At 59.7% G+C, this 20575-nt stretch carries 16 protein-coding genes; 13 read left to right on the top strand and 3 right to left on the bottom strand.

Annotation, left to right across the window (positions count from 1 at the left end; genetic code table 11):
• Window positions 1-5 precede the first annotated feature (5 nt).
• The 10 genes from AC07SZ_RS30375 (at window position 6) to AC07SZ_RS30330 (ending at window position 10923) form a co-directional block, all read left to right on the top strand.
• A complete protein-coding gene (locus tag AC07SZ_RS30375) occupies window positions 6-1652 on the top strand; it encodes a choline dehydrogenase (RefSeq protein WP_056567818.1) in 1647 nt (548 codons plus the stop codon).
• Between the two features lie 138 nt (window positions 1653-1790).
• Entirely contained in the window at window positions 1791-2939 is a 1149-nt protein-coding gene (locus AC07SZ_RS30370; RefSeq protein WP_056567823.1) for an ABC transporter substrate-binding protein, read from the top strand.
• Window positions 2940-3009: 70 nt separating this feature from the next.
• A complete protein-coding gene (locus AC07SZ_RS30365) occupies window positions 3010-3891 on the top strand; it encodes an ABC transporter permease (protein ID WP_056567826.1) in 882 nt (293 codons plus the stop codon).
• Window positions 3891-4679, top strand: a complete 789-nt coding sequence (locus tag AC07SZ_RS30360; RefSeq protein WP_494917206.1) for an ABC transporter permease — start codon at window positions 3891-3893, stop codon at window positions 4677-4679. Before AC07SZ_RS30365 ends, AC07SZ_RS30360 begins: the two co-directional genes overlap by 1 nt.
• 8 nt (window positions 4680-4687) lie before the next feature.
• Entirely contained in the window at window positions 4688-5800 is a 1113-nt protein-coding gene (locus AC07SZ_RS30355) for an ABC transporter ATP-binding protein (RefSeq protein ID WP_056567832.1), read from the top strand.
• A gap of 94 nt (window positions 5801-5894) precedes the next feature.
• On the top strand, window positions 5895-6578 hold the full coding sequence (locus AC07SZ_RS30350; RefSeq protein ID WP_056567835.1) for a GntR family transcriptional regulator: 684 nt from the start codon (window positions 5895-5897) through the stop codon (window positions 6576-6578).
• 95 nt (window positions 6579-6673) lie between these two features.
• A complete protein-coding gene (locus tag AC07SZ_RS30345) occupies window positions 6674-7702 on the top strand; it encodes a proline racemase family protein (RefSeq protein WP_494917205.1) in 1029 nt (342 codons plus the stop codon).
• Between the two features lie 78 nt (window positions 7703-7780).
• A complete protein-coding gene (locus tag AC07SZ_RS30340) occupies window positions 7781-8356 on the top strand; it encodes a DUF1349 domain-containing protein (RefSeq protein ID WP_056567841.1) in 576 nt (191 codons plus the stop codon).
• Window positions 8357-8415: 59 nt separating this feature from the next.
• Complete coding sequence (locus AC07SZ_RS30335) at window positions 8416-9879, top strand: aldehyde dehydrogenase family protein (RefSeq protein ID WP_494917204.1); 1464 nt, start codon at window positions 8416-8418, stop codon at window positions 9877-9879.
• A 24-nt stretch (window positions 9880-9903) separates the two neighbouring features.
• A complete protein-coding gene (locus AC07SZ_RS30330) occupies window positions 9904-10923 on the top strand; it encodes a Gfo/Idh/MocA family protein (protein WP_494917203.1) in 1020 nt (339 codons plus the stop codon).
• Between the two features lie 68 nt (window positions 10924-10991).
• On the opposite strand, the gene AC07SZ_RS30325 is transcribed toward AC07SZ_RS30330, so the two are convergent.
• From AC07SZ_RS30325 to AC07SZ_RS30315, 3 genes are all read right to left on the bottom strand, one after another.
• Window positions 10992-11204, bottom strand: coding sequence for a DUF768 domain-containing protein (locus AC07SZ_RS30325; RefSeq protein WP_065005147.1), 213 nt, complete (start codon window positions 11202-11204; stop codon window positions 10992-10994).
• Between the two features lie 94 nt (window positions 11205-11298).
• Window positions 11299-12804: a calcium-binding protein gene (locus tag AC07SZ_RS30320; RefSeq protein ID WP_494917201.1), complete on the bottom strand. Its 1506-nt coding sequence runs from the start codon at window positions 12802-12804 to the stop codon at window positions 11299-11301.
• A 224-nt stretch (window positions 12805-13028) separates the two neighbouring features.
• Entirely contained in the window at window positions 13029-15941 is a 2913-nt protein-coding gene (locus tag AC07SZ_RS30315; RefSeq protein ID WP_494917199.1) for an AMP-binding protein, read from the bottom strand.
• Between the two features lie 161 nt (window positions 15942-16102).
• On the opposite strand from AC07SZ_RS30315, the gene AC07SZ_RS30310 reads away from it, so the two are divergent.
• Genes AC07SZ_RS30310 through asnB form a run of 3 tightly spaced genes read left to right on the top strand, consistent with a single transcriptional unit; the run spans window position 16103 to window position 20575 of the window.
• On the top strand, window positions 16103-17320 hold the full coding sequence (locus tag AC07SZ_RS30310; RefSeq protein WP_172374424.1) for a glycosyltransferase family 4 protein: 1218 nt from the start codon (window positions 16103-16105) through the stop codon (window positions 17318-17320).
• Complete coding sequence (locus AC07SZ_RS30305) at window positions 17317-18576, top strand: O-antigen ligase family protein (RefSeq protein ID WP_056567861.1); 1260 nt, start codon at window positions 17317-17319, stop codon at window positions 18574-18576. The genes AC07SZ_RS30310 and AC07SZ_RS30305 overlap by 4 nt, the downstream gene beginning before the upstream one ends.
• A gap of 1 nt (window position 18577) precedes the next feature.
• Entirely contained in the window at window positions 18578-20575 is a 1998-nt protein-coding gene (asnB, locus tag AC07SZ_RS30300; RefSeq protein WP_494917196.1) for an asparagine synthase (glutamine-hydrolyzing), read from the top strand.

Here is a 20575-nt window from a genome sequence, read left to right as displayed (position 1 = left end):
GACAGGTGCGTTCGAAGAAATACGATTATATTGTCGTGGGGTCTGGAGCGGCCGGCTCCATTGTGGCCGCCCGGCTCGGCGAGGACCGTAATGTCAATGTTCTCGTCCTCGAGGCGGGGCCGCACGACAATTCGATCTATGTTCGCATGCCCGCCGCAATGTCCTATCCGCTGACTGACAAAAAGCGGACGTGGGAATTCGAAACAGGGCCCGAGGCGGCTCTCGATGGCCGCATGGTCACCCATCTTCGCGGCAAGATGCTTGGCGGCTCGGGATCCCTGAATGGCATGGTCTATGTGCGGGGAAATCCGCGCGACTTCGACCGCTGGGCGGAAGATGGTCTTCCCAACTGGTCCTATGCCCATTGCCTTCCCTATTTCAAGAAACTGGAATCGTATGACAAGGGAAGCAATGAATACAGGGGCGGGCAGGGGCCAATACGGATCACGACGCTGAAGGCCGAGCTCGAGCCCTTCCGTGCGTTCCTGGAAGCCGGGCAACAGGCCGGGCACCCGTTGAGCGAAGACTACAACGCTTATCGCCAGGAAGGCGTCCATGCCTATCAGGCCAACATCGATAATGGTATCCGCGCCAGTGGGGGTAGGGCCTATCTTCGCCCAGCCATCAAGCGCGGCAATGTCGAGCTGCTTTTGAACGCCCTGGTTCACAAGGTCGATTTCAGTGGGCGGAAAGCTGTCGGCGTCACCTTCGAGAAGGATGGCGTGGTTCAGTCAGTGGAAGCCGGGCGCGAGGTTATCTTATGCGGTGGCGCCTTCAACTCGCCCCATGTGCTTCTCCTTTCCGGTGTTGGTCCCGCCGCGGAACTTGCCTCGTATGGGATCAAGAGCGTGGCTGACGTTCCCGGTGTGGGGAAAGGCTTGCAGGATCATGTCGCCGTATCCGTCAAGTACCGGGCCTCGCATAGAGGCGTGTCTCCGGCGGTCGACATGAACCTCATCAAGATGGCGTTCATCGGCGCACAATGGCTGTTCTTCAGGAAGGGCTTGGGCATTACCAATCTGTGGGAAGTCGGCTCCTTCTTCAAAAGCAGCGATTCCGTCGAGTATGCCAACATCCAGCACGAGTTCCTGCCGATGCTCGGCGAACTGATGCATGGAAAGGTCAACATCGAGGAAGGATTCCAATATCAGGTGTGCCTTGGCCGGCCGGAAAGCCGAGGGGCGGTGACGCTCAAATCTGCTGACCCGAGACTGCACCCGTCAATCGTGTTGAACTATCTCCAGCAGCAGCAGGACAGGCGGAATCTGATCGACGGCGTTCGTCATACTGACGAGATCATCCAACAAAGGGGTTGGGATAGCATCCGCGGCGAAGCCATCGTTCCCGGCCTGCGCAAGAAATCCGACGAAGAGGTCTTCTCTTGGCTCAAGGAGAATATGGGGACGCAATACCATCCGTGCTCGAGTTGCCGGATGGGCAATGACGATATGGCTGTCGTTGATGACGAAGGCCGGGTCCATGGTGTCGAAGGCCTCCGGGTGATCGATGCTTCTGTCATGCCGCGCATTCCCAACGGCAATCTCCACTGCCCGACAATGATGATCGCCGAGAAGATGGTCGATCGCGTGCGAGGTCGCCAGGCGCTGCCAGCGCAAGTGGCGCACTACGCCGACGAGAAGCGCTTGATCTGAAAATCCACCGGAGGCCGATCGGCCGCGGAGCCGGACTGCCTGGCCCGCGCCGCGCTCCATAAATGATTTGACTGCTGATTTATTATATCCAATATCCATTATAAAAACGTGAGTGAACCAACACGAAAGGGGAATGACATGGCGAAAGAACCGAAGACGTCTATGCTTGAAACAATCCAGTTCACCCGACGTACCGCGCTGCTCGGCCTGGCAGGGGCCGGCCTTGGAGTGTCGACGGGACGACTGTTCGTAACACCGGCCCGTGCGGCGGTTGGCGGCTCGTTGCAGATCATGGCGTGGGAAGGCTACGACATGACGAATGAGCTGCGGGAGTGGCGGTCGACCAATGGTGTCACCGCGGAAACCTCCTCGATAGCGTCTCAGGATGATGTCCAGGCCAAATTTATTGCCGGCAATCCTCCCCCCATCGATCTTGCCGAATATAATCAGGCCTACAGCAAGCTTTATATCAAGGATATGAAGATCGTTTCGCCAATCGATATGTCCAAGATACCGAATTACAACGCCGACAATCTCTTTGACGTATTCTTCGACAAGCCGACATGGTTCTCGGACGGAAAGCATTGGGGGTCGCCCTACATATGGGGCTTCAACACCCTCCTCTATAACTCCGACATGATTAAAAAGCCCACGTCCTACAAGGATCTGCTGGATCCAAGCCTGAAAGGAAAGATCGCGATAATGGACGATGCGACGGGCAACTGGCCGTTGATCGCCCGTCTGGTCGGCTTGGGAGACAAGTATCCTCTGCTGACCCGCGAGGAGTTAGGCAAGGCGTTCGAGAATTACGTCTTGTATCGAAACCAGGCGCGCCTGATCTCGATCAATCAGGGCGATGTTGCGAATTTCGTGGCATCGAAGGAGGTCGCGGCGGTTCTTGTCGCGGATCCGTCAATTATCACGCAGGTGCGCGCGCAAGGCGTGCCACTCGAAATGGCGATTCCCGAAGAAGGTCCGGTGCTGTGGGTCGACGCTTGGTTCATTCCCATATCGGCCGACAACATCGATACCGCGCACGCGTTCATCAACCAGTCTCTCGATCCCCAGATCCAGGCCAAGGTCGCGACGGCGGTCGTACAGGCGCCGGTTTCGAAGAAGGCCGTCGAGCTTCTGGATGCCGACGCTCGCAAGCGGATCGACTATTCGAAGATCAACGAAATATTCGCGTCTGGCTTGCCGGGTATTCCCCCCGTCGACGATGATGGCGAGCACGCGACCTATGCGGACTGGGTCCAGGCCTGGCAGGAATTCAAGGCAGGCTTGTAATCCACCGTAACCAGTCGTCGGGGCCGGTCGACGAGACCGGCTCTTGCGCTTTCTTGTTGAAGGAATTGCGATGACTCCATCACAAAGAACCGGAGGCGTTCTGGCCGCGCCGGCGGCAATCTACATGCTGTTGTTCTTCGTGGTGCCCGCTATATTGCTGTTCTCCTATAGTTTCTGGATGTCATCCGGCTTCCGCATCGTTCCAGACTTCGTGCTGACCAATTACATATCGGCGGTACGATCGCCGCTCTTCCTGCGGGTGACCTACAACGCAATCGTAATCGGTCTCGTCACCGCGTCCGTAACGCTCTGTCTATCGATCCCTGTCGGATATTACCTGACTTACGTCGCCAGATCGAAGATTATCTTCTATCTCGTTCTCGTCACGTGGTTCTCCAGCTACCTCGTCAGAATCTACGCCTGGCGTACATTGCTTGGCACCAACGGCCTGCTCAACGCGGTGTTGCTTCAACTCGGGATCGTCCACACACCCGTCCAGGCGTTCCTGTTCAGCCCATTTGCGGTCGCGATAACGTTGACCCACATCTATCTGCCATTCGCGATTCTGATGGTCGTTTCGGCGATGAGCGAGATCAAGGCGGAGCTTATCGAGGCGTCGCGCGATCTCGGCACATCGGCCTTGGGGGCCTTCTTCCGGGTTGTCGCTCCCAACGCCGCGCAAGGCCTTATCGGAGCCTTCATGCTGACATTCATCCTTGTCGCAGGCGACTACGTCACGCCGCAGATGGTCGGCGGGTCCTCAGGCCAAACGACCGGCCTTCTTATCGCGGATCAATTCCGAAAGACCGGCAATTGGCCGCTCGGTGCCGCCCAGGCCTTTCTCATGTTCCTTGTGTCGCTGGTCATCTATGCGCTCGTGCTTGCCCTAGGCCGCCTCACGGGACTCATTCCGGCCAGGCGTAAAACCAAACCTGCCAAGGAGGTTGCGTGATGTTGCTGAAGGCGGTCGTCTACGCGACCTTGGCGTATCTCCTGATTCCGCTCGTCGTGATCGTCTTGTTCAGCTTCAATGCGGAGCAATCGTTTTCCTTTCCCATCAACGGTTACAGTCTGAGATGGTACGCGCTGATCTTCGAGGATCCGCAGCTTGGCCAGGCTCTCGTCAAAAGTCTGATGATCGCCACGGCAACAGCTATCGTCACCCTTGTCCTTGGAACGGCCGCGTCCCTTGCCTGGTTGCGGCTAGGGAGGATTGGCCGAAGCGTTCTCGAAATCCTGTGCATCACCCCGATCGCCCTGCCTGGCCTCTTCCTTGGTGTCTCATTGCTGGTCTTGGCCGCGCAGCTGGGCGTCCGTCTTTCGACGGTCACGATCGTCGTCTCTCACGTCGTTCTGTCCGTGCCGATGCTCATGATCGCCATGCGGGCCCGGCTTGCGCTTTTCGATCGAACACTCGAAGAGGCCTCCCGCGACCTTGGCGCCTCGCAGATCGGGACATTCAGGAGGGTAACGCTTCCGCTGATCGCGCCGACCTTGATCTCCTGCGCGATCCTGAGCTTTGCCTTGTCGTTTGACGAGTTCGTCGTCACTTCATTTGTTGCCGGCACCGAAACCACCTTGCCCATGTACATCTGGTCGATGATGCGCCGCACGGTCACGCCACTGATCAACTCGGTCTCGACGCTCGCCCTTTTGTTCTCGATCGCCGTCATGGCGATCGGCTTCCTCGTCGGGCGGTTCAAGCGAGCATCGGCCCTGTCAGAACGCGCGACCTCTTGAGGCTACGAATGAACACTGGAATATCAACAGAAGCACCGTTGATTGAACTGTCGAACGGTCAAAAACAGTTCGGCCTTTTTCAGGCCCTGACCGACATCAATCTCACGATCAACGAGGGGGAGATCGTGACCTTGCTCGGCCCGAGCGGCTGCGGCAAAACCACCTTGATGCGCATCATCGCCGGCTTCGAGGCGCTCACATCCGGTACTCTGAAGATCGACGGCAAGGACGTCGCTGCGTTGCCCCCGGAAAAACGGCCGGTGAACATGGTGTTCCAACGCTACGCGCTGTTCCCCCATTTGGACGTCTTCGACAATGTCGCATACGGCCTCAAGGTCAAAGGTGTCGAGAAGGACGAGCGCCGCAAAAGGGTCCAGGCGATGCTCCGGACCGTGCAGATGGAAAGCCTTTCGCATCGTTTCATCGGCGAGCTCAGCGGTGGCCAATGCCAGCGGGTGGCGCTGGCTCGGGCCCTGGTGAATGGCCCCCGGGTTCTGCTGCTCGACGAGCCTTTGGCTGCGCTCGACCTCAAGATTCGCCAACATATGCTCGGAGAGATGAAACGAATCCAATTGGAGACGGGTGCTACGTTCGTTTATGTCACGCACGATCAGGATGAAGCGATGATCCTTTCGGACCGGGTTGTGCTGATCGATCACGGCCGGATCGTTCAGATCGACAGACCTCAGGATATGTACTTTCGCCCAAGATCGCTGTTTGCGGCAAAATTTCTTGGCGAAACAAATCTGTTCGAGGGAAGACTGACTGGGTCTGGCATCGGGCAGCTTTCGCTGGAGACCAGGGACGGACCGTTTGATGTGGTTTCGAATGATGTCCCGGTGTCCGCGAATGACGCCGCGGTAATGTCCGTCCGGCCGGAAGCGATGTCCTTCCGGCAATCCGACGCGCAGCTCGACTATGCGATGGATGCCGAAGTTGCCGACGTGATTTTTTCAGGCAGTCGCTCTTTCTTCCATCTGGTCAGCCGGGGCGGCCAAAAATTCCGGGTCCAGGTTCAAAACATGCCTGGTGCGGCCCTTCCGACGGCGGGCGACAAGGTCCATGTCTCGTGGCGAAAGGACAGCGCGACCGTTCTGCCGCTTGCCCGGACGTCATCGTGACATCCATTTGGACGTGCAGTACGGAGCGCCGCACTAGCGCTGCAATTCTATATCCTATATTCAATATGCTTGGAATTTTCCTGATAGGTCATAAATGGATCCGTCTGTCGCCATCAAGCGCCGCACCGTCACGTCTTCGGTCGTTGACCTGATCCGCGACAGGATCATATCCGGGTTCTACAAAGGCGGTCAGCAAATCAGGCAGGAAGCGATCGCCGAGGAAGCCGGGGTCAGCCGTATACCGATCCGTGAAGCTCTTCTGCAGCTCGAGGCGGAGGGACTTGTCGTCATTCACACTCATAAGGGCGCGGTTGTCGCGTCTCTGACCGTGGATGATGCGATCGATATCTTCGAAGCACGTCTTGCGCTTGAGCCGTTCATCCTGAAGAAGGCGATCGAACGGGCAACCGAGGTCGACATCGAGCATGTGCGACGCGCCCTGGATGACTATACCAGAGGGGTGGAGGCAAAGGAATCGCCAGCGAAGCTCAGTGAACTCAACTGGTCGTTCCACAAGGCGATGTCCCGTTCCGCAAGGCGGCCGCGATCTCTCGCCCTTTTGTCGTCACTTTACAATTCCGCCGACAGATATCTCCGTCTTCAGATCGATGCCCGATCGGCGCAGACCAAAGCCCTGGAAGACCACAAGGCGCTGGCGGTTGCATTCGCCGAGGGCAATCAGACCCTGGCGCAGAAGCTTCTCAGGAAGCACATCGAGGACGCTCGCGACGACGTGATGGCTGGCCTGCAGGCGCTGCCGGATTTCGAAAACTCCTGATCGTTGGGTGGTAATTTTTGGGCGAAGCCGCCATTGGCTATTGCTTGCTCTCAATAAATATTGGATATTGGATATAGAAGCCACTGGAGTCGGGCATGCAGTTGGATCGCGTTATAACTGTCGTTGGCGCACACGCCGAAGGTGAGGTCGGCCGGGTCATCACGGGCGGCATTCTCCCCCCGCGCGGGGCGACGATGTTCGAAAGGATGGAAAACCTGGAGCGCGACAGCTCATGGCTCAGGAACATGCTGCTGTTCGATCCGAGGGGCAGCGTGAATGCCGCCGTCAACCTCATCACGCCGCCAATCCATCCTGATGCCGACATCGGCATGATCGTCATGGAGTCCGATTACTTTGTGCCGATGTCCGGCTCGAATCTGATCTGCACGGTGACCGTCGCGCTCGAGGCCGGAATGATACCGATGAAGGAACCTCAGACGATCGTGCGGGTCGACACGCCTGCGGGATTGGTGGACGTGATCGCCGAATGCCGGGCAGGCAAGTGCCGGAGCATTACCTTTCGCAATATCCCTTCCTTCGTCATGCATCGCGACAGCATGATCGACGTTCCGGGGCTCGGTTCGCTGCGGGTCGATGTCGCGTATGGCGGCATGATGTACTGCATCGTGAATTCGGCGGATCTAGGCCTGACGCTCGCGCGCGGCGAGGCCAGGCAGCTTGTCGAGATCGGCGAGCGGATCAAGGCGGCGGCAGCCGTCCAGCTGCCGTCGATTCATCCCGAAAATCCGCTCATCCATACGATCAATCAAACCGAGTTTGCTGGCCCGGTGGAGGTTATCAACGGCGTCAAGACGTCCAAGAACGCGGTCGTCGTGTCGCCCGGGCGGCTCGATCGCTGCCCATGCGGGACAGGCACTTCGGCGCGCATGGCGCTTCTTCATGCCCGTGGTGATCTCGCTGTCGGTGAGAAGTTCAGGCACCTCTCCATTCTCGACACGGTTTTCGACTGCGAGATCATCGCCGAAACCAAGGTAGGTGATGTGCCAGCGGTCATTCCGCAGGTCTCTGGTCGCGCCTGGTTGACGGGTGTGAGCCACTACGGCGTGGATCCCGAGGATCCGTTCCCGGAAGGCTACCGCCTATCCGACACCTGGTTCAATTGATCGACAGGCACCCTTGTGGCCCAGGCGCTGACTGAGTGTCTCGGCACCACAGGCACAAACGAATGGGAAGGTGGGGAGATGGCGGAAGAACAGTTGAAATGGCTCAACGAGCCACCGCGATACACAAACGACGGCGCTCTCCTTCGTGTCACGACAGGCCACGAAACCGACTTCTGGCGAGAAACCTTTTACGGCTTCTGGCGCGACAATGGCCATTTTCTGTATCGCAGCGTCACCGGGGATTTCACCGCCGAGGTGACGATCAAGGGTGAATATGAAGCCCTCTACGATCAGGCCGGCCTGATGATGCGGCTCGGCGAAACACATTGGGTGAAAGCCGGAATCGAGTTTACCGACGGGCGGATGTACTTTTCCGTCGTTATCACAAACGATGTTTCCGACTGGTCCCTGGTTGCCATTCCGACGGATCCGGCGGGCGTGAGGATCCGCCTCACCCGGCATCGCGAAGCGGTTCGCGTCCAGTATCTGGACTCCGGCGACAACAGCTGGAAGCCCGTAAGGCTAGGCTATTTCCCGCCATCCGACCGGGTGGATGTCGGCATGATGTGCTGCTCTCCTCAACGTGCGGGATTCGAGGTGGCTTTCGCTGACTTCGTGGTCGGGCCGCCGATCTCCAAAGAGCTGCATGACTGACCTGAGCCGCAAGGGTGCGAAGCGTCTCCTGCCTTGCCGATCTTCATCGGGATTCTGAAATGACCAAACGTGAATACGGCATCTGGATCAACGGGGCTGCCGAGTTGCCGGCGGGAAGCGCTCTCTTCGAGAGAAATTCGCCTTCCACAGGCGAAAGCGTCGCCAGAGTTCATCTGGCCGGGACAACAGAACTTGACCGTGCCGTCGTACTCGCGAAGGAGACGTTCAGGAAAGGCGGATGGAAGGGGCTTGCGGCGAGCGAGCGCGGGAAGATCCTGCTGCGCTGGGCCGATCTCATCCTGGAGAATCTCGTAACGCTCAGCCGCATCGAGGCCGATGAAGCAGGGAAGACGATCGCTGCCGCCAAGGGCGAGATCGAGTGGTCGGTAGAGTTGCTGCGCTATGCTGCATCGCTCGCCTGGAGCATTCCCGGCCGTATCGTCAATCACGAGGGTGCCGAGAAACTGGGCCTCGTGACTTACGAGCCGCTTCCCGTCATCGGTATGATTCTTCCCTGGAATTTTCCGACGGTGACCCTGTTTCAGAAGTTGCCCTACGCCCTCGTCGCGGGATGTTGCGTCGTGATCAAGCCGTCGGAGCTCACAGCGGGCACTGCGATCGAATATGCGCGACTGGCCAAGCATGCTGGTATCCCCGACGGGGTTCTTGCGGTCCTGCCCGGCACGGGCGAGGTGGTCGGCCAGGGCATGTGCCTGCACCCGGACATCGACATGATCTCCTTCACGGGGTCCACCGCCGTTGGGCGCAAGATCGCCAGCCTTGCCGGCCAGTCGCTAAAGAAGGTGGCGCTCGAACTCGGGGGCAAGGGCGCCAACATCGTGTTCGCCGATGCGCATCTCGATGCGGCGGTCGCCGGTGCGCTCGCTGCCTTCACGATCAATCAGGGTGAGGAGTGTTGCGCCGGCGGAAGGCTTTTGGTCCAGGAAACTATCGCATCGGAGTTTGTCTCGAAGCTGGCCGAAAAGGCCAAAGCGCTGAAGCTTGGTACGCCTGACGACGTCGATGCCGATCTCGGCCCGATGATTCATGCGCAGCACCAGCGGAAGGTCCTAGATTACGTCGAAAAGGCCCGGGAGGAAGGTGCGACGCTCGTGACAGGCGGGAGAGCGCCGACGAGCCCGGGGCTGCACGACGGCTATTTCGTCGAACCGACCATATTCACTGGCGTCGAGCCACACATGACGATCTTCAGGGAGGAGATATTCGGACCGGTGCTTGGGGTCACCACTTTCAAGGATGTTTCCGAAGCAGTCGCGCTGGCCAACCTGACACATTACGGCCTAGCCAATGGCATCTGGACCTCTAACCTCGACACCGCAATGGCTGTCTCCAGTGCCCTTGAAAGCGGGTTTGTCTATGTCAACACCTATCTTGAGACGGTTCCCCAGCTGCCGTTTGGCGGCAGCAAGTCCAGCGGACTCGGCAGGGAAAACGGTCCCGACGGGTTACTGGAATTCATGCAGGCGAAATCCACATTTATTCGCCTGCGTCCGAACCCGTGATCAAATGCAAGAGAGAGCAAGACGATGAAGCCGGTCCGTTTCGGTATTGTGTCGACAGCGAAGATCGCCCGCGACTGGGTAATACCGGCGATGAAAGCCGTACCGGAGTGTGAAGTTGTAGCCATCTCCTCACGCGACGGATCTCGTGCGGCCCGCGTCGCCTCGGAATTCGGTATTTCGAAGCACTATACGTCTTTCTCCGACCTGCTGAACGACGACGAGGTCGAGGCAATCTATATCCCGACGCCGAACAATCGGCACGTCGAAGATGCAATTGCCGCGGCGAGGGCTGGCAAGCACGTCTTGTGCGAGAAACCACTTGCCTTGGATGCGGCGGACGCCCTGCGCCTGGCCGAGGTTCAACTGCAGACAGGTGTGCAGATATCGGAGGCCTTCATGGTCCGATATCATCCACGATGGCTCGCCGCGCGGGAAATCATCCGCAGTGGCAGGCTCGGACGCGTAACACAGATCCACGCAACCTACAGTGTGACCAACGACAATCCGCAGGACATCAGGTTCCAGCCGGAACTCGGCGGTGGTGCCTTGGGAGACGTTGGCGTCTATCCGATAACGGCAGCCCGCTTTCTCTTCGAGGCTGAGCCGATCGCCGCGACCGCGACATTCGAAAAGCTCGCGCCCGATGGTGTCGATATTGCCGTCGCCGGCCTGCTCGAATTTCCCGACAACCGCAATCTTCTGTTCAGTGGCGCCCTGCTGCAGGCATGGGCACACTGGATCATGGTTATCGGTACGGACGGCTGGATGGAAATCCCGGTCGCCGTCTGGCCCTCGGCAAAACAAGAGACGATCATCGAGCTGCGCAAGCGTGACGATATTTATGACCGGGATGTCGAAGTCATCCGCTTTGCGCCGGCAAACCAATATGAAGAAGAGGTCCGCGAGTTTGCGCGCGCCATAAGGGGGGAGATCAAGCAGTCCTGGCCAATCAGCGACGCGGTGGCGGGAATGCATGTACTCGATGCCATCAGGCGGTCTGCCGCGGATAGGGCGCGTGTCCTGGTCCACAGGGACCGAGGATAGCCCCTTATACAGGTCCCACATACCGCTGCCTGCGGCGATGCCGGCTGCCGATGCAGCCGGATGCGCAATCACTCGGTGTCGCGGTGATCGAGGACTTCAAGCATGGTGGTCAGCATGCTTCCGACTTCTTCCGAGATTTCCTCGGGCCGAATCCCCGCCTTGATGGCGTCCGCGGTCGCTTGTTCGGCGAGTTTAGCCGCAAGGGCCGGATCGGCCCTCGAAAAAGGTGGAACGTTTTCCTCCACCCATTTCTGCAGGAATTCGATGCCGCGAGCGCTCATGACGAACAAAAGCTCGTTGGAGCGATTTCGTTCCGCCGAGGTGCATTCAAGAAAACGTCAGACCCTGTTGATCAGGGCCTTACGTCCCCAAGGCTCACGTTACGATGAACGAGGATGCCGTCAACGACAGGTGCGGAGAAAGAGTGGCGAACTGGATCTGATGTGCTCTGCCTATCCCATCGCTGTCGAAAGAGAGCGCGCCGGTCAAGCTGTTGTAAATGATGTGGTCATTGCCGTCGTGAGCACCCGCACCGGCGAAGAAGGCCGAGGTGGGAAGGGCGCCCTTTTGAAGGCCGGTAAATATAGTGTGGTCGAGCTGGATCTTGTCCTGGTACGCATTGAAGTCGGTGATCTTGTCGACATTGCCGGCCTTGAGGGCGGAATTGAAGACAAAGACGTCCTTGCCCCCATTTCCGGTCAGGACGTCTTGCCCGCCGCCGCCATTGATGACGTTGTTGCCGGCATTGCCCTCTATGGTTTGGGAAAACTCGTTTCCGGTGAGGTTGATGGCGGTGGTGCCAGACCGGTTCGTGGTGGCGAGATGTTCGATCTCCGACCCGGCCGACAACGCATAACTCACCGACGCCAGCACGGTGTCGTTGCCGCCGCCCTTCAGTTCCACCACCTTGTCACCGACGTTGTCGACATAATAGGTGTCGTTGTAGCCACGACCAGCCATCGTGTCGGCGCCAGTGGTGCCGTGCATTACGTCCGCCCCGCCAGTGCCGTAGAAGACGTGATCGCTGCTCGAAGGCGTGCTGGTTGTCGGGGGCACGGGCGTGGTTGTGGTGGGCGGCGGCGTCACGGTGGTGGTGCCGCCGGATGAACCGATGCCGCCGCTCGATGATGCGCCAGTGTCGGTCTGGTTGTGCTGGAGGAAGAGGGCCTGCAGCGCCGGCGAGTTTCCAAGCGCCGTGTCACCCTGTTGGGAACCCCATGCATAGGCATAATCGAAGGCGGGGGTCGGAACCAGCTTGGACCAGTGGTCCAGCATGGTCTGCTCCTGGGTGACGGAGGGAAGGACATATTGGCCGCCGGTGTCGGTCGTGAAGCTGCCGCCGCCAAATGTCTGGTAAACCGGAACGATCTGGCTAACCGGGATGCCCGAGGCGACAGCCGCGGCCACGGTCCTGTCGATCATGTTGTAGTCGACCGTGCTTGTTCCGGTGCGCACCGGGTACGGATCCAACCCGTAATAGTCGATATGCGTGTTGGCGGGATTAAAGGTGTTCGAAAAATCAGGGTTTGCGGAGGACCCCATGTTCATCATGGTGATGAAGGTCTTGGCGCCCGGCAGATTTGAATGGATCCAGTCGGATTCCGCCTTCAAATTCGCCGCGGTGGCGTAGGTTCCCCATTGGCCGGTTGGATCCGGCTCATCGACGAGGAAGAAGCCAAACACCTTCGGATTGCCGATGAAGGGCGTGACTTTCTGGATAAAGGACGAGGTCGCCCCATTGGCTTCATCGAGCCAGACCAGGCCTTTCGTGCCAGCCGGCAGTGCGTTGAGTTCGTCCACGGATGAAACGTCTACAAGGTTGAATCCGGCGGTTGCGACCTGGGAGGCCGACCCACCCGAGGCATAGTGGAGGGTTGTCATGCAAATATCCTTCGTCCGATTCGGTAGGTGCCCCACACCTGCCTATTGGAAAGGATACATTAGAGACAAATCAAAAACCGGCGTCCCTTGATAGAATCGTTGATCACAGCGAGCAAAACGCTGCGGACTCGGACGGCCGACTTGGCTCCGAGGCTTGTTCACTATCCAAGGATATTTGGCGCTTCACGCTCGACTGCGGAGCGCTCATGGTGACCGTTTATTTGCTATGCGCCGCGCACCAGAAAGGCCCTTTCTATCAACGGACGGTTATGGCTGAGATAGGGTTCAATGAGCATGTCGAGGTGTCCGCCCACGATCGGGACTATGCTCAGATCGGCAACGAAAGCACTCCAGCCAAGATCTGCCGGAACGCCTTTGCGTCTGCACCGGAACAGGGTGGCGGTAATCGGCAATGTGGGTTTCGGTCGCGCGAGCCACCGGCCAAATGCACGCATCCGCAGGATTTCCTCGAGCTCGAGGCGCAGAATGAATCGCGTCCTGGCGAAAGCCCTCCACTTCAGCCAGTCGATGCCCCTTGCCAGCACAGCCTCGGCACCAAATTGGGCAAACAATTTTGCGAGCGCCCGCAAGGTCATGCGATCCACCGTCACTCTATGCGTGCGGATGCGCTGGGCGGTGCGTGCAACGGTTTCGCGGTAGTTGTGCCGCCCTGGCCCGATATTGGTGTCGAGGATTCCCAGGAACGTGACCGATCGACCCGCGGCAACAAGCTTGGCGGCGGCCTCGAACGCGACGCCGCCGCCAAGCGAATAGCCGATCAGATTCACATTGCCCTCCGGCTGGGCCTGGCTGATCTGCTCGACGACCGCATCCACCATTCGCGGTATTGTGTCATGGCCCTTGAGCAGATCGTTGAGGTCCCCGTAGCGCACCGCAACAACCTTGGCGACAGTGCTCATTTCGGCGCCGAAGGCCGCCAGGCTTGGACCGTAGCCGATTGATCCAGGCACAATGAACAGGATGGGCTTGGCGTCGGAAGCATCGACACGCGATTTGCTTGTATCTTGTCCCGGCGATGCGGCCCTGACGACATCTGCGAAACTCATCCCGACGGTGAACGCCTCCAGGTTGAGTTCACGTCCCAAGGCTGTCTCAAGTTCCATGACGAATTGCAGCAGCTTCAGTGAATCGCCACCGGCATCGTCCCAGTGGCTGCCAGCCGCTTTTTTACCCGGGAGTATCCTCTCCCAGACGGCGGCCGCGACGCCTGCGATGTCAAGTGGGTCGGTCGCCTGCTGGACATCTTGCGCGTTTTGGGCGTCTTGCGCATTCAGCACGCGATCCAGATCCCGCAATTTGACGCCGTCGACCTTGCCGCCCTTGAGTTGCGGTATCTCAGCAACACTATGCAGCCGCGTTGGATGAACCGCCGGCGGCAAGGCTGTCCTGATCAAGTCGCGCAATTCAGCGATGAACTCGCTTCCGCCAGCTCTCGCCGGGACGACGAAGGCCACAAGTTCGTTCGCGTCCGTCACCACCGCAACGGCATCGTTCACTTGAGGCGCGCGGCGCAGGACGAGTTCCAGTTCGGCAGGCTCGACGCGTCTTCCATTGATCTTTATCTGGCGTCCCTTTCGTCCGACGATCCACATCCGTCCAGTGTCGTCGACCTTGACCAGATCGCCCGTTGCGAAGATCCGAAGCCGGGGATTGGCGGAGCTTGCCTGAAGAGGGACGTTTTCCCCATCCACCCAATAGCCCAGCGTGGTGTAGTTGCTTTTGATCAACAACTCGCCCTCATCTCCCGGGGCGACCTCGCGTGCGTCTTCTCCCACGATCGTGTATTCGATGCCGGGGAGGACGAAGCCAACCGGGACCGTTGCACCCTGTTCCGGATAATCCCTCGGCAGGAACCACTGCGTGCCTGTTGTTTCCGTGGATGAATAGCTGATCTGCACAAAGCAGGACTCGGGAACGCTGGCGCGGAGCCGGTCGATGTCCGACCATAAGATCTTTTCTCCACCAACGCGCACGATCCGCAGCGAAGAGAATGTGTCGGACGCGGCACCATTCATCAGCACACGCAGCAGCGCGGGCACGAGATAGGCAACTGTCACCTGCCATTTCTTGAAATTGTCGCGGGCGGCGCGAATGCCGGCGCTCTCGATGTCCAGGAGATACAACGTGCCCCCACACAGCATGGGGGTCATCATCTCTCGGCATCCCGCGATTGTCGCCGGCCCTGTCAGCGGCATGAACACATCATCGGGACCGATGTGGCAGGCATCCACATATTGCTGAACGCGGTGAAGGATCGCCCGTTGGCTGTTTACGACACCCTTCGGAGTCCCGGTGCTGCCTGACGTATACAGAACGATCGCCGGGGCATCGACCGACAGATCGGAAGGCAGCGCCGGCAAGCTGCCCTCCGCTGCGCCCATGCAGCTTGCCGCATCGATCCATTTCATGGGCGAGGCATCCGGCCAACCTGGCGGCCCACCTGGTCCTGGCTTGACGATCGCGGCCAGCCGCGCGCTGGTGGCAATTGCAGAGAGGCGCTGAAACGGATCCCGGGGATTTAACGGCACGGCAGGCCTGCCAGCGCGCATGGCGGCGAGCATGGCCACGGGATACCACAGCGTATTTCCGATAAGGAGCCCGACCGCCTTGCCCGGTGGGACAGAACCAGCGATCGCACCCGCCAGGTTTCGGACTGCGTTCAACAATTCCGCAAAGCTGAGCGATGTAAATCCGTCACTGATCGCGGTTTTGTCCGGGTACCTCTCGACAACTCGCTCCAGATGCCAGAACGCCGGTTTCTCGGAGAAATCGTCGCACATCCATTGGAATGGGTGGCTGGTTGGTCCGTCCACGTCCAGAGGGCGTGTCGATGCCCGTTTCCATGTGAAATCGTCTGGAGGTCCGATATCGGGGGTAATCGCAACATCCTGCCGGCTTGCCAATCCGCTAACGGACGCCAAAGCGCGTGGAAACGGGCTTTTTGAACGCGGGCGCCCGAACGCTTCCAACGCAGTTCCCCTTTTGCTGATTGGCTTTGCAGTGTCGTACGCGACCATGCTGGTCGTGGCATCGTTAGAACGAATGATTCCGGACCGGACTCGGCGATCCGATATGCGCCGACCTATCATCGCCGCATCGTCCAGCGCCTGCTTCATTCAAACAGACGAGGACAGCGGGAAGCCCTGCTCCTAGCGTGGGTTTGGTAGCGTGGGTTTGGGCGTTGTGCGTGTAGGGGCGATGAACCGGTCATGAGAGCGGATCCAAGAGCCAGCCATTTGATGCGGTCGGGATACTGCCGGCATCCTGGGGGCATGGGATGAACCCGCACCTTGTCTGCATCGGAGGCGAGGATCACCGTCTCAGAATCCCATTCCTGCTGGCGATGCGCGAGAAGGGTTTTCGAGTCACTGCCGTGTCGAGCGACGTGGGGGGGGTATTTTCCCTCCATGGCATCCCACATCGCCGATTTGGGTTCGACCGCTTTAGCAGCGGCGGCGGGGAATGGGGCGCTCTCGGAAGGGTCCGCAAATTGATGTCCGAACTGCGTCCGGACATCGTCCAGAGTTTCGACACCAAGCCCAACCTCCTGACGCCCTTGGCCGTGCGCGGGCAGGTTCCGGTCATCCGCACCATCAATGGCCTTGGTTGGACATTCTCGTCGCTGGAGCCGCGCGCTCTGGCGCTGCGTCCGGTCTTCTGCGCTCTCCAGGGCCTCGCATCGTTGTGGACAGCGATGACCGTTTTCCAGAATCGCGACGATCAAGCCTTCTTCGAGCGCTACCGGCTGGTGGGCAACGGCAAAGCGCGACTGATCCGCAGTTCTGGTATCGACTTGAATGCATTCTCGACAGCTCGGTATCGTGGTCCGTCAGCCGCCACGGTGCGCGAGGAACTGGGCCTTCATTCGGCCGAAGTCGTAATCTTTGTCGGTCGGCTGACCCGTCAGAAGGGGATCCCGACCCTGCTCAAGGCGGTTCCCCGCATCCTCTCCGAGAGGCCCAACGCGCGTTTCGTGCTCGTTGGCCCGCAGGATTCCGAAGGTCCATTTGCGGTCAACAAGTCCGATATCGAGCGATATGCTCCTCACGTGATCGCCTTGGGGCCAAGGCGGGATGTTCCGGCCCTTCTTGGCATGGCCGATCTGTTCGCGTTTCCGACGCAATATCGCGAGGGGATTCCGCGCGTGCTGTTGGAAGCGGGATTGTCCGGATTGCCTATCGTGGCCTCGAGAATGCCCGGCTGCAATGACGTGGTCGAGGATGGCTGGAACGGTTATCTCGTCGCGCCGCGCGACGCGGAAGGATTCGCATCCAGAATAATTGAGATCCTGTCCGACCGCGCCCGTGGAAAAATCATGGGCGGCCGTTCCGTCGGACTCGTGCGGGAGCGCTTTTCGCTGTCGTGGGTCGTCGACCAGTATTGCGAGCTATACAAGACCGTGCTCGGTGGCAGCGGCAGTCTTGCTCGATCGGCCCCCGCGACAATGATGGAAGAGCGTGCGCGAAACCCCCGATTGGGTGAGGCGCGGCAATGATTCGTGATGCGTTCCTGGCCTTCGGCATAGCAATGTCCTACGCGGTGCAGCTCAGCATCCCGGGGCTGCCGTTCGGCTACAGCGAACTCTTCCTCACGCTCTGGATATTGCTGTCGATCACGCGGGTCCTTGCTGGCGGCCGGCTGGAGGTAACGCCGGCCCTGGCCAAACTTGCACGTTTCTGGCTGATCCTGACGCTTGCCCTGGGCGTCGGTTCCATCATCGGCTTTCTGACGACCACGCTGTTCCTCGATCCTTTGTTGCACGACACGATGGCGTATGCGTTGTTGGCCTGCGTCACCTGCCTGGCCGCCGCGGAGCCGAACGCGGCTGTCCGTTTACGTCGTATCGCCTGGTGGATGATCGCTATCGCGAGTGCTTGCTTTGTCATTCAGGTAGGGGTTGGTTTCGGCTGGATCCATCAGTCTGGCGTCCGTCCCTGGTACTGGGATCGCTTTTGCGGTTGGTCTGAGAATCCGAACCAGCTTGCACTCTACTGCGCTCTGCTTGGTCCCCTGGCCCTGCATCTTGCCATGACCACCAGCAATCCGTTGGGAAGATGCCTTGGGCTATTCAGCCTGATCCTCACCTTCTACGTCGGAAGGCTGACAAAGAGCGATACCTATCTCTATACGACAGTCCTGGCCTGCCTGATCCTTCTCGGATTGCGGATGCGGGCCTTGCTGGCGGGCGATGGCGGCAAGGCCAGCCTTTCGCGACAACTTGGCCTCCTGCTCGCTGTTGCGTTCCTTCCATTGGCGGTATCGATGGCGCCTTACGCCATCAGCGAGGCCGCCAGCGCCGAAGATTTCGCCAAGAGCCTCACCAAGGACAAGGGCGGGGAAGCGACCGCGGAAACCGCGGCACTTCGCCTTTACCTTTGGGACGCGGCATTGGACAAGGGGGCAAGATCCGGATCTCTGGGGCTGGGCCCAGGCCCACACCTTGATACTCCCCCCGTGGTCAATCAGCAGTTTCTGCCGCGACCCTTCGAGGCCCATAGCACGATCCTCGATCTCTACACCCAGGGCGGCCTGATTTCAGTCCTGGCCCTGCTGTGGATCCTCGGCTCGGCCGCCTGGTCCGCCTGGCGTGCGAGGCTGGACGCTCTCGTGGCGCTTACAGCATCTATCGCTGTCTTCAGTGCTCCGCACCTGATCATCCGGCACCCGATCGTGTGGTTCTCTTTGACCCTCTGCCTCGTCGCTGGAACGCCTCAGTCGGTTCCCACGATCATTCGCCAGAGGAGATATTAGAATGTGCGGGATCGCCGGAATTCTCTTGGCGCCAGATGCAGCCGATACCAATGCCCTCAGGGCGATCGGGCCGATGGCGATGGCCCTTCGTCATCGCGGGCCCGATGGCGAGGCATTCTGGATGAGCCGCGAGGCCGGGATCGCCTTCGGCCACCGACGTCTGGCCATTGTCGACCTGTCGGAGGCGGGGCGCCAGCCGATGCATTCCGCGAGCGGCCGCTACGTCATCACTTTCAATGGCGAGATATACAATTTCCGCGATCTGCGTCGCGAACTGGAGGGGGAGGGCCATCATTTCCGCGGCACCAGCGACACGGAAGTCATGCTGTGCGCGATCGAGAGCTGGGGCCTCGATACGGCACTCCAGCGCTTCGCCGGCATGTTCGCTTTCGGACTATGGGATCTGAAGAAACGGATTCTTCATCTCGCCCGCGACCGAATGGGCAAAAAGCCGCTCTATGTCGCCTCGACACGTGAAGCGCTCGTCTTCGCCTCGGAGCTGAAGGCGATCACATGCTTCCCGGGCTTCAACCCGGAAGTCGACGTCGATGCGGCGGCGACGATGCTTTCGAAAGGGTGGGTGCCGGATGACCTCTGCATCTGGCAGGGCGTGTTCAAGCTGCCGCCCGGTTCAGTTCTGTCGGTGACGGCGGCGGATTTCGCCAATGCCCGCGGCGCCGGGTCGCTTGCGCATCGTGTTCGCCGCTGGTGGTCGCTGGCCGATGTCGCCAGCAAGGCGCAACGGGATCCGATCGCCGGCAGCGACGAGGAGCTTACGACAGAGCTCGACAGGCTGCTTGGCCTTGCCGTCAAGGAACGGATGATTGCGGATGTCCCGCTTGGCGCCTTCCTGTCGGGCGGAATCGACAGCTCGGCGGTCGTCGCGCTGATGCAGGCTCAGTCCCGGAAGCCCGTTCGGACCTTCACCATAGCATTCGGTGAGAGCGGGTTCGACGAGGCCCCTCATGCGGCCGCGGTTGCTCGGCATCTGGGCACCGATCATACCGAACTTCACCTTTCACCGGCCGCGGCGCTTGAAGTCATTCCGGAACTGCCGCGGATCTGGGACGAGCCGTTCGCCGACGAGTCGCAGATACCGACGCTGCTGGTCTCGCGCCTCGCCAGGCAGCACGTAACCGTGGCTCTATCGGGTGATGGTGGCGACGAATGTTTCGCGGGCTATTCCCGGCACTTCCTGGCAACGCGCCTCAGAAGGCAGCATGAGCTGCCATCATCGTTTCGTCGAATGTTGGCAGCGGGGGCTGGATTGCTGGCCCAGGCCTCCCACCGAGACATCTTCGGCAGCCTGCCGCTTTCGGCGAGTGTGCGGCACGGATTGCGCGGTGACAGGTTGAACCGCCTCGCCGGCCTGCTCGCGGCGCGAGACGAAGACGAGCTGCTTCGGCAACTGACGGGGTCTTCCACCAACAGCCTCCTTCATCGCAAGCCGCCGGCGTCGCTTGCCGTCGCGGCAAAGCTCGACGACCTGCTTTCGCGTCTCCTGTTCGACGACATGACAGGCTATCTGCCGGGCGACATATTGGTGAAGCTCGATCGCGCCACCATGGCCAACAGCCTCGAGGGGCGGTGCCCGATCCTAGACCATCGCGTCGTGGAATTCGCCTGGCGCCTGCCGACCAGTGCCAAGGTCCGAAATGGCAAGGGCAAATGGATCCTTCGCCAGCTCCTCGATCGGTATGTCCCGCGCTCGCTGGTCAATCGGCCGAAGCAAGGTTTCGACGTTCCGGTCGGAGCCTGGCTGAAAGGACCCCTGCGCGATTGGGCAACGGATATCATAGCCACGACACGCCTGTCCGGAGACGGGATCATCGACTGTGCGAAGGTCGACGCATGTTGGCGCGATCACCTGCGTGGCAACCAGGATCATTTCCGCGACTTGTGGCCGCTGCTGATGTTCCAGGCGTGGCGCAACGAAGCCATGCGGCCATCGGCGCCGTCAACACATCTTTCTTACGATATCGAACTGACAGGGGATTGA

It is taken from the genome of Mesorhizobium sp. GW821-FHT07A06 (assembly GCF_059419085.1).
Note: the sequence above shows the minus strand (reverse complement) of the source record. Positions and strands in the feature narration are given on the sequence as shown.

Excerpts from the sequence above, each read along its gene's own strand:
- AC07SZ_RS30320 (WP_494917201.1), bottom strand. The coding sequence starts at position 12,804 with ATGACAACCCTCCACTATGCCTCGGGTGGGTCGGCCTCCCAGGTCGCA.
- AC07SZ_RS30360 (WP_494917206.1), top strand. The coding sequence starts at position 3,891 with ATGTTGCTGAAGGCGGTCGTCTACGCGACCTTGGCGTATCTCCTGATT.
- AC07SZ_RS30335 (WP_494917204.1), top strand. The coding sequence starts at position 8,416 with ATGACCAAACGTGAATACGGCATCTGGATCAACGGGGCTGCCGAGTTG.
- asnB (WP_494917196.1), top strand. The coding sequence starts at position 18,578 with ATGTGCGGGATCGCCGGAATTCTCTTGGCGCCAGATGCAGCCGATACC.
- AC07SZ_RS30370 (WP_056567823.1), top strand. The coding sequence starts at position 1,791 with ATGGCGAAAGAACCGAAGACGTCTATGCTTGAAACAATCCAGTTCACC.
- AC07SZ_RS30310 (WP_172374424.1), top strand. The coding sequence starts at position 16,103 with ATGAACCCGCACCTTGTCTGCATCGGAGGCGAGGATCACCGTCTCAGA.
- AC07SZ_RS30350 (WP_056567835.1), top strand. The coding sequence starts at position 5,895 with ATGGATCCGTCTGTCGCCATCAAGCGCCGCACCGTCACGTCTTCGGTC.
- AC07SZ_RS30305 (WP_056567861.1), top strand. The coding sequence starts at position 17,317 with ATGATTCGTGATGCGTTCCTGGCCTTCGGCATAGCAATGTCCTACGCG.
- AC07SZ_RS30365 (WP_056567826.1), top strand. The coding sequence starts at position 3,010 with ATGACTCCATCACAAAGAACCGGAGGCGTTCTGGCCGCGCCGGCGGCA.
- AC07SZ_RS30330 (WP_494917203.1), top strand. The coding sequence starts at position 9,904 with ATGAAGCCGGTCCGTTTCGGTATTGTGTCGACAGCGAAGATCGCCCGC.
- AC07SZ_RS30345 (WP_494917205.1), top strand. The coding sequence starts at position 6,674 with ATGCAGTTGGATCGCGTTATAACTGTCGTTGGCGCACACGCCGAAGGT.
- AC07SZ_RS30315 (WP_494917199.1), bottom strand. The coding sequence starts at position 15,941 with ATGAAGCAGGCGCTGGACGATGCGGCGATGATAGGTCGGCGCATATCG.
- AC07SZ_RS30325 (WP_065005147.1), bottom strand. The coding sequence starts at position 11,204 with ATGAGCGCTCGCGGCATCGAATTCCTGCAGAAATGGGTGGAGGAAAAC.
- AC07SZ_RS30355 (WP_056567832.1), top strand. The coding sequence starts at position 4,688 with ATGAACACTGGAATATCAACAGAAGCACCGTTGATTGAACTGTCGAAC.
- AC07SZ_RS30340 (WP_056567841.1), top strand. The coding sequence starts at position 7,781 with ATGGCGGAAGAACAGTTGAAATGGCTCAACGAGCCACCGCGATACACA.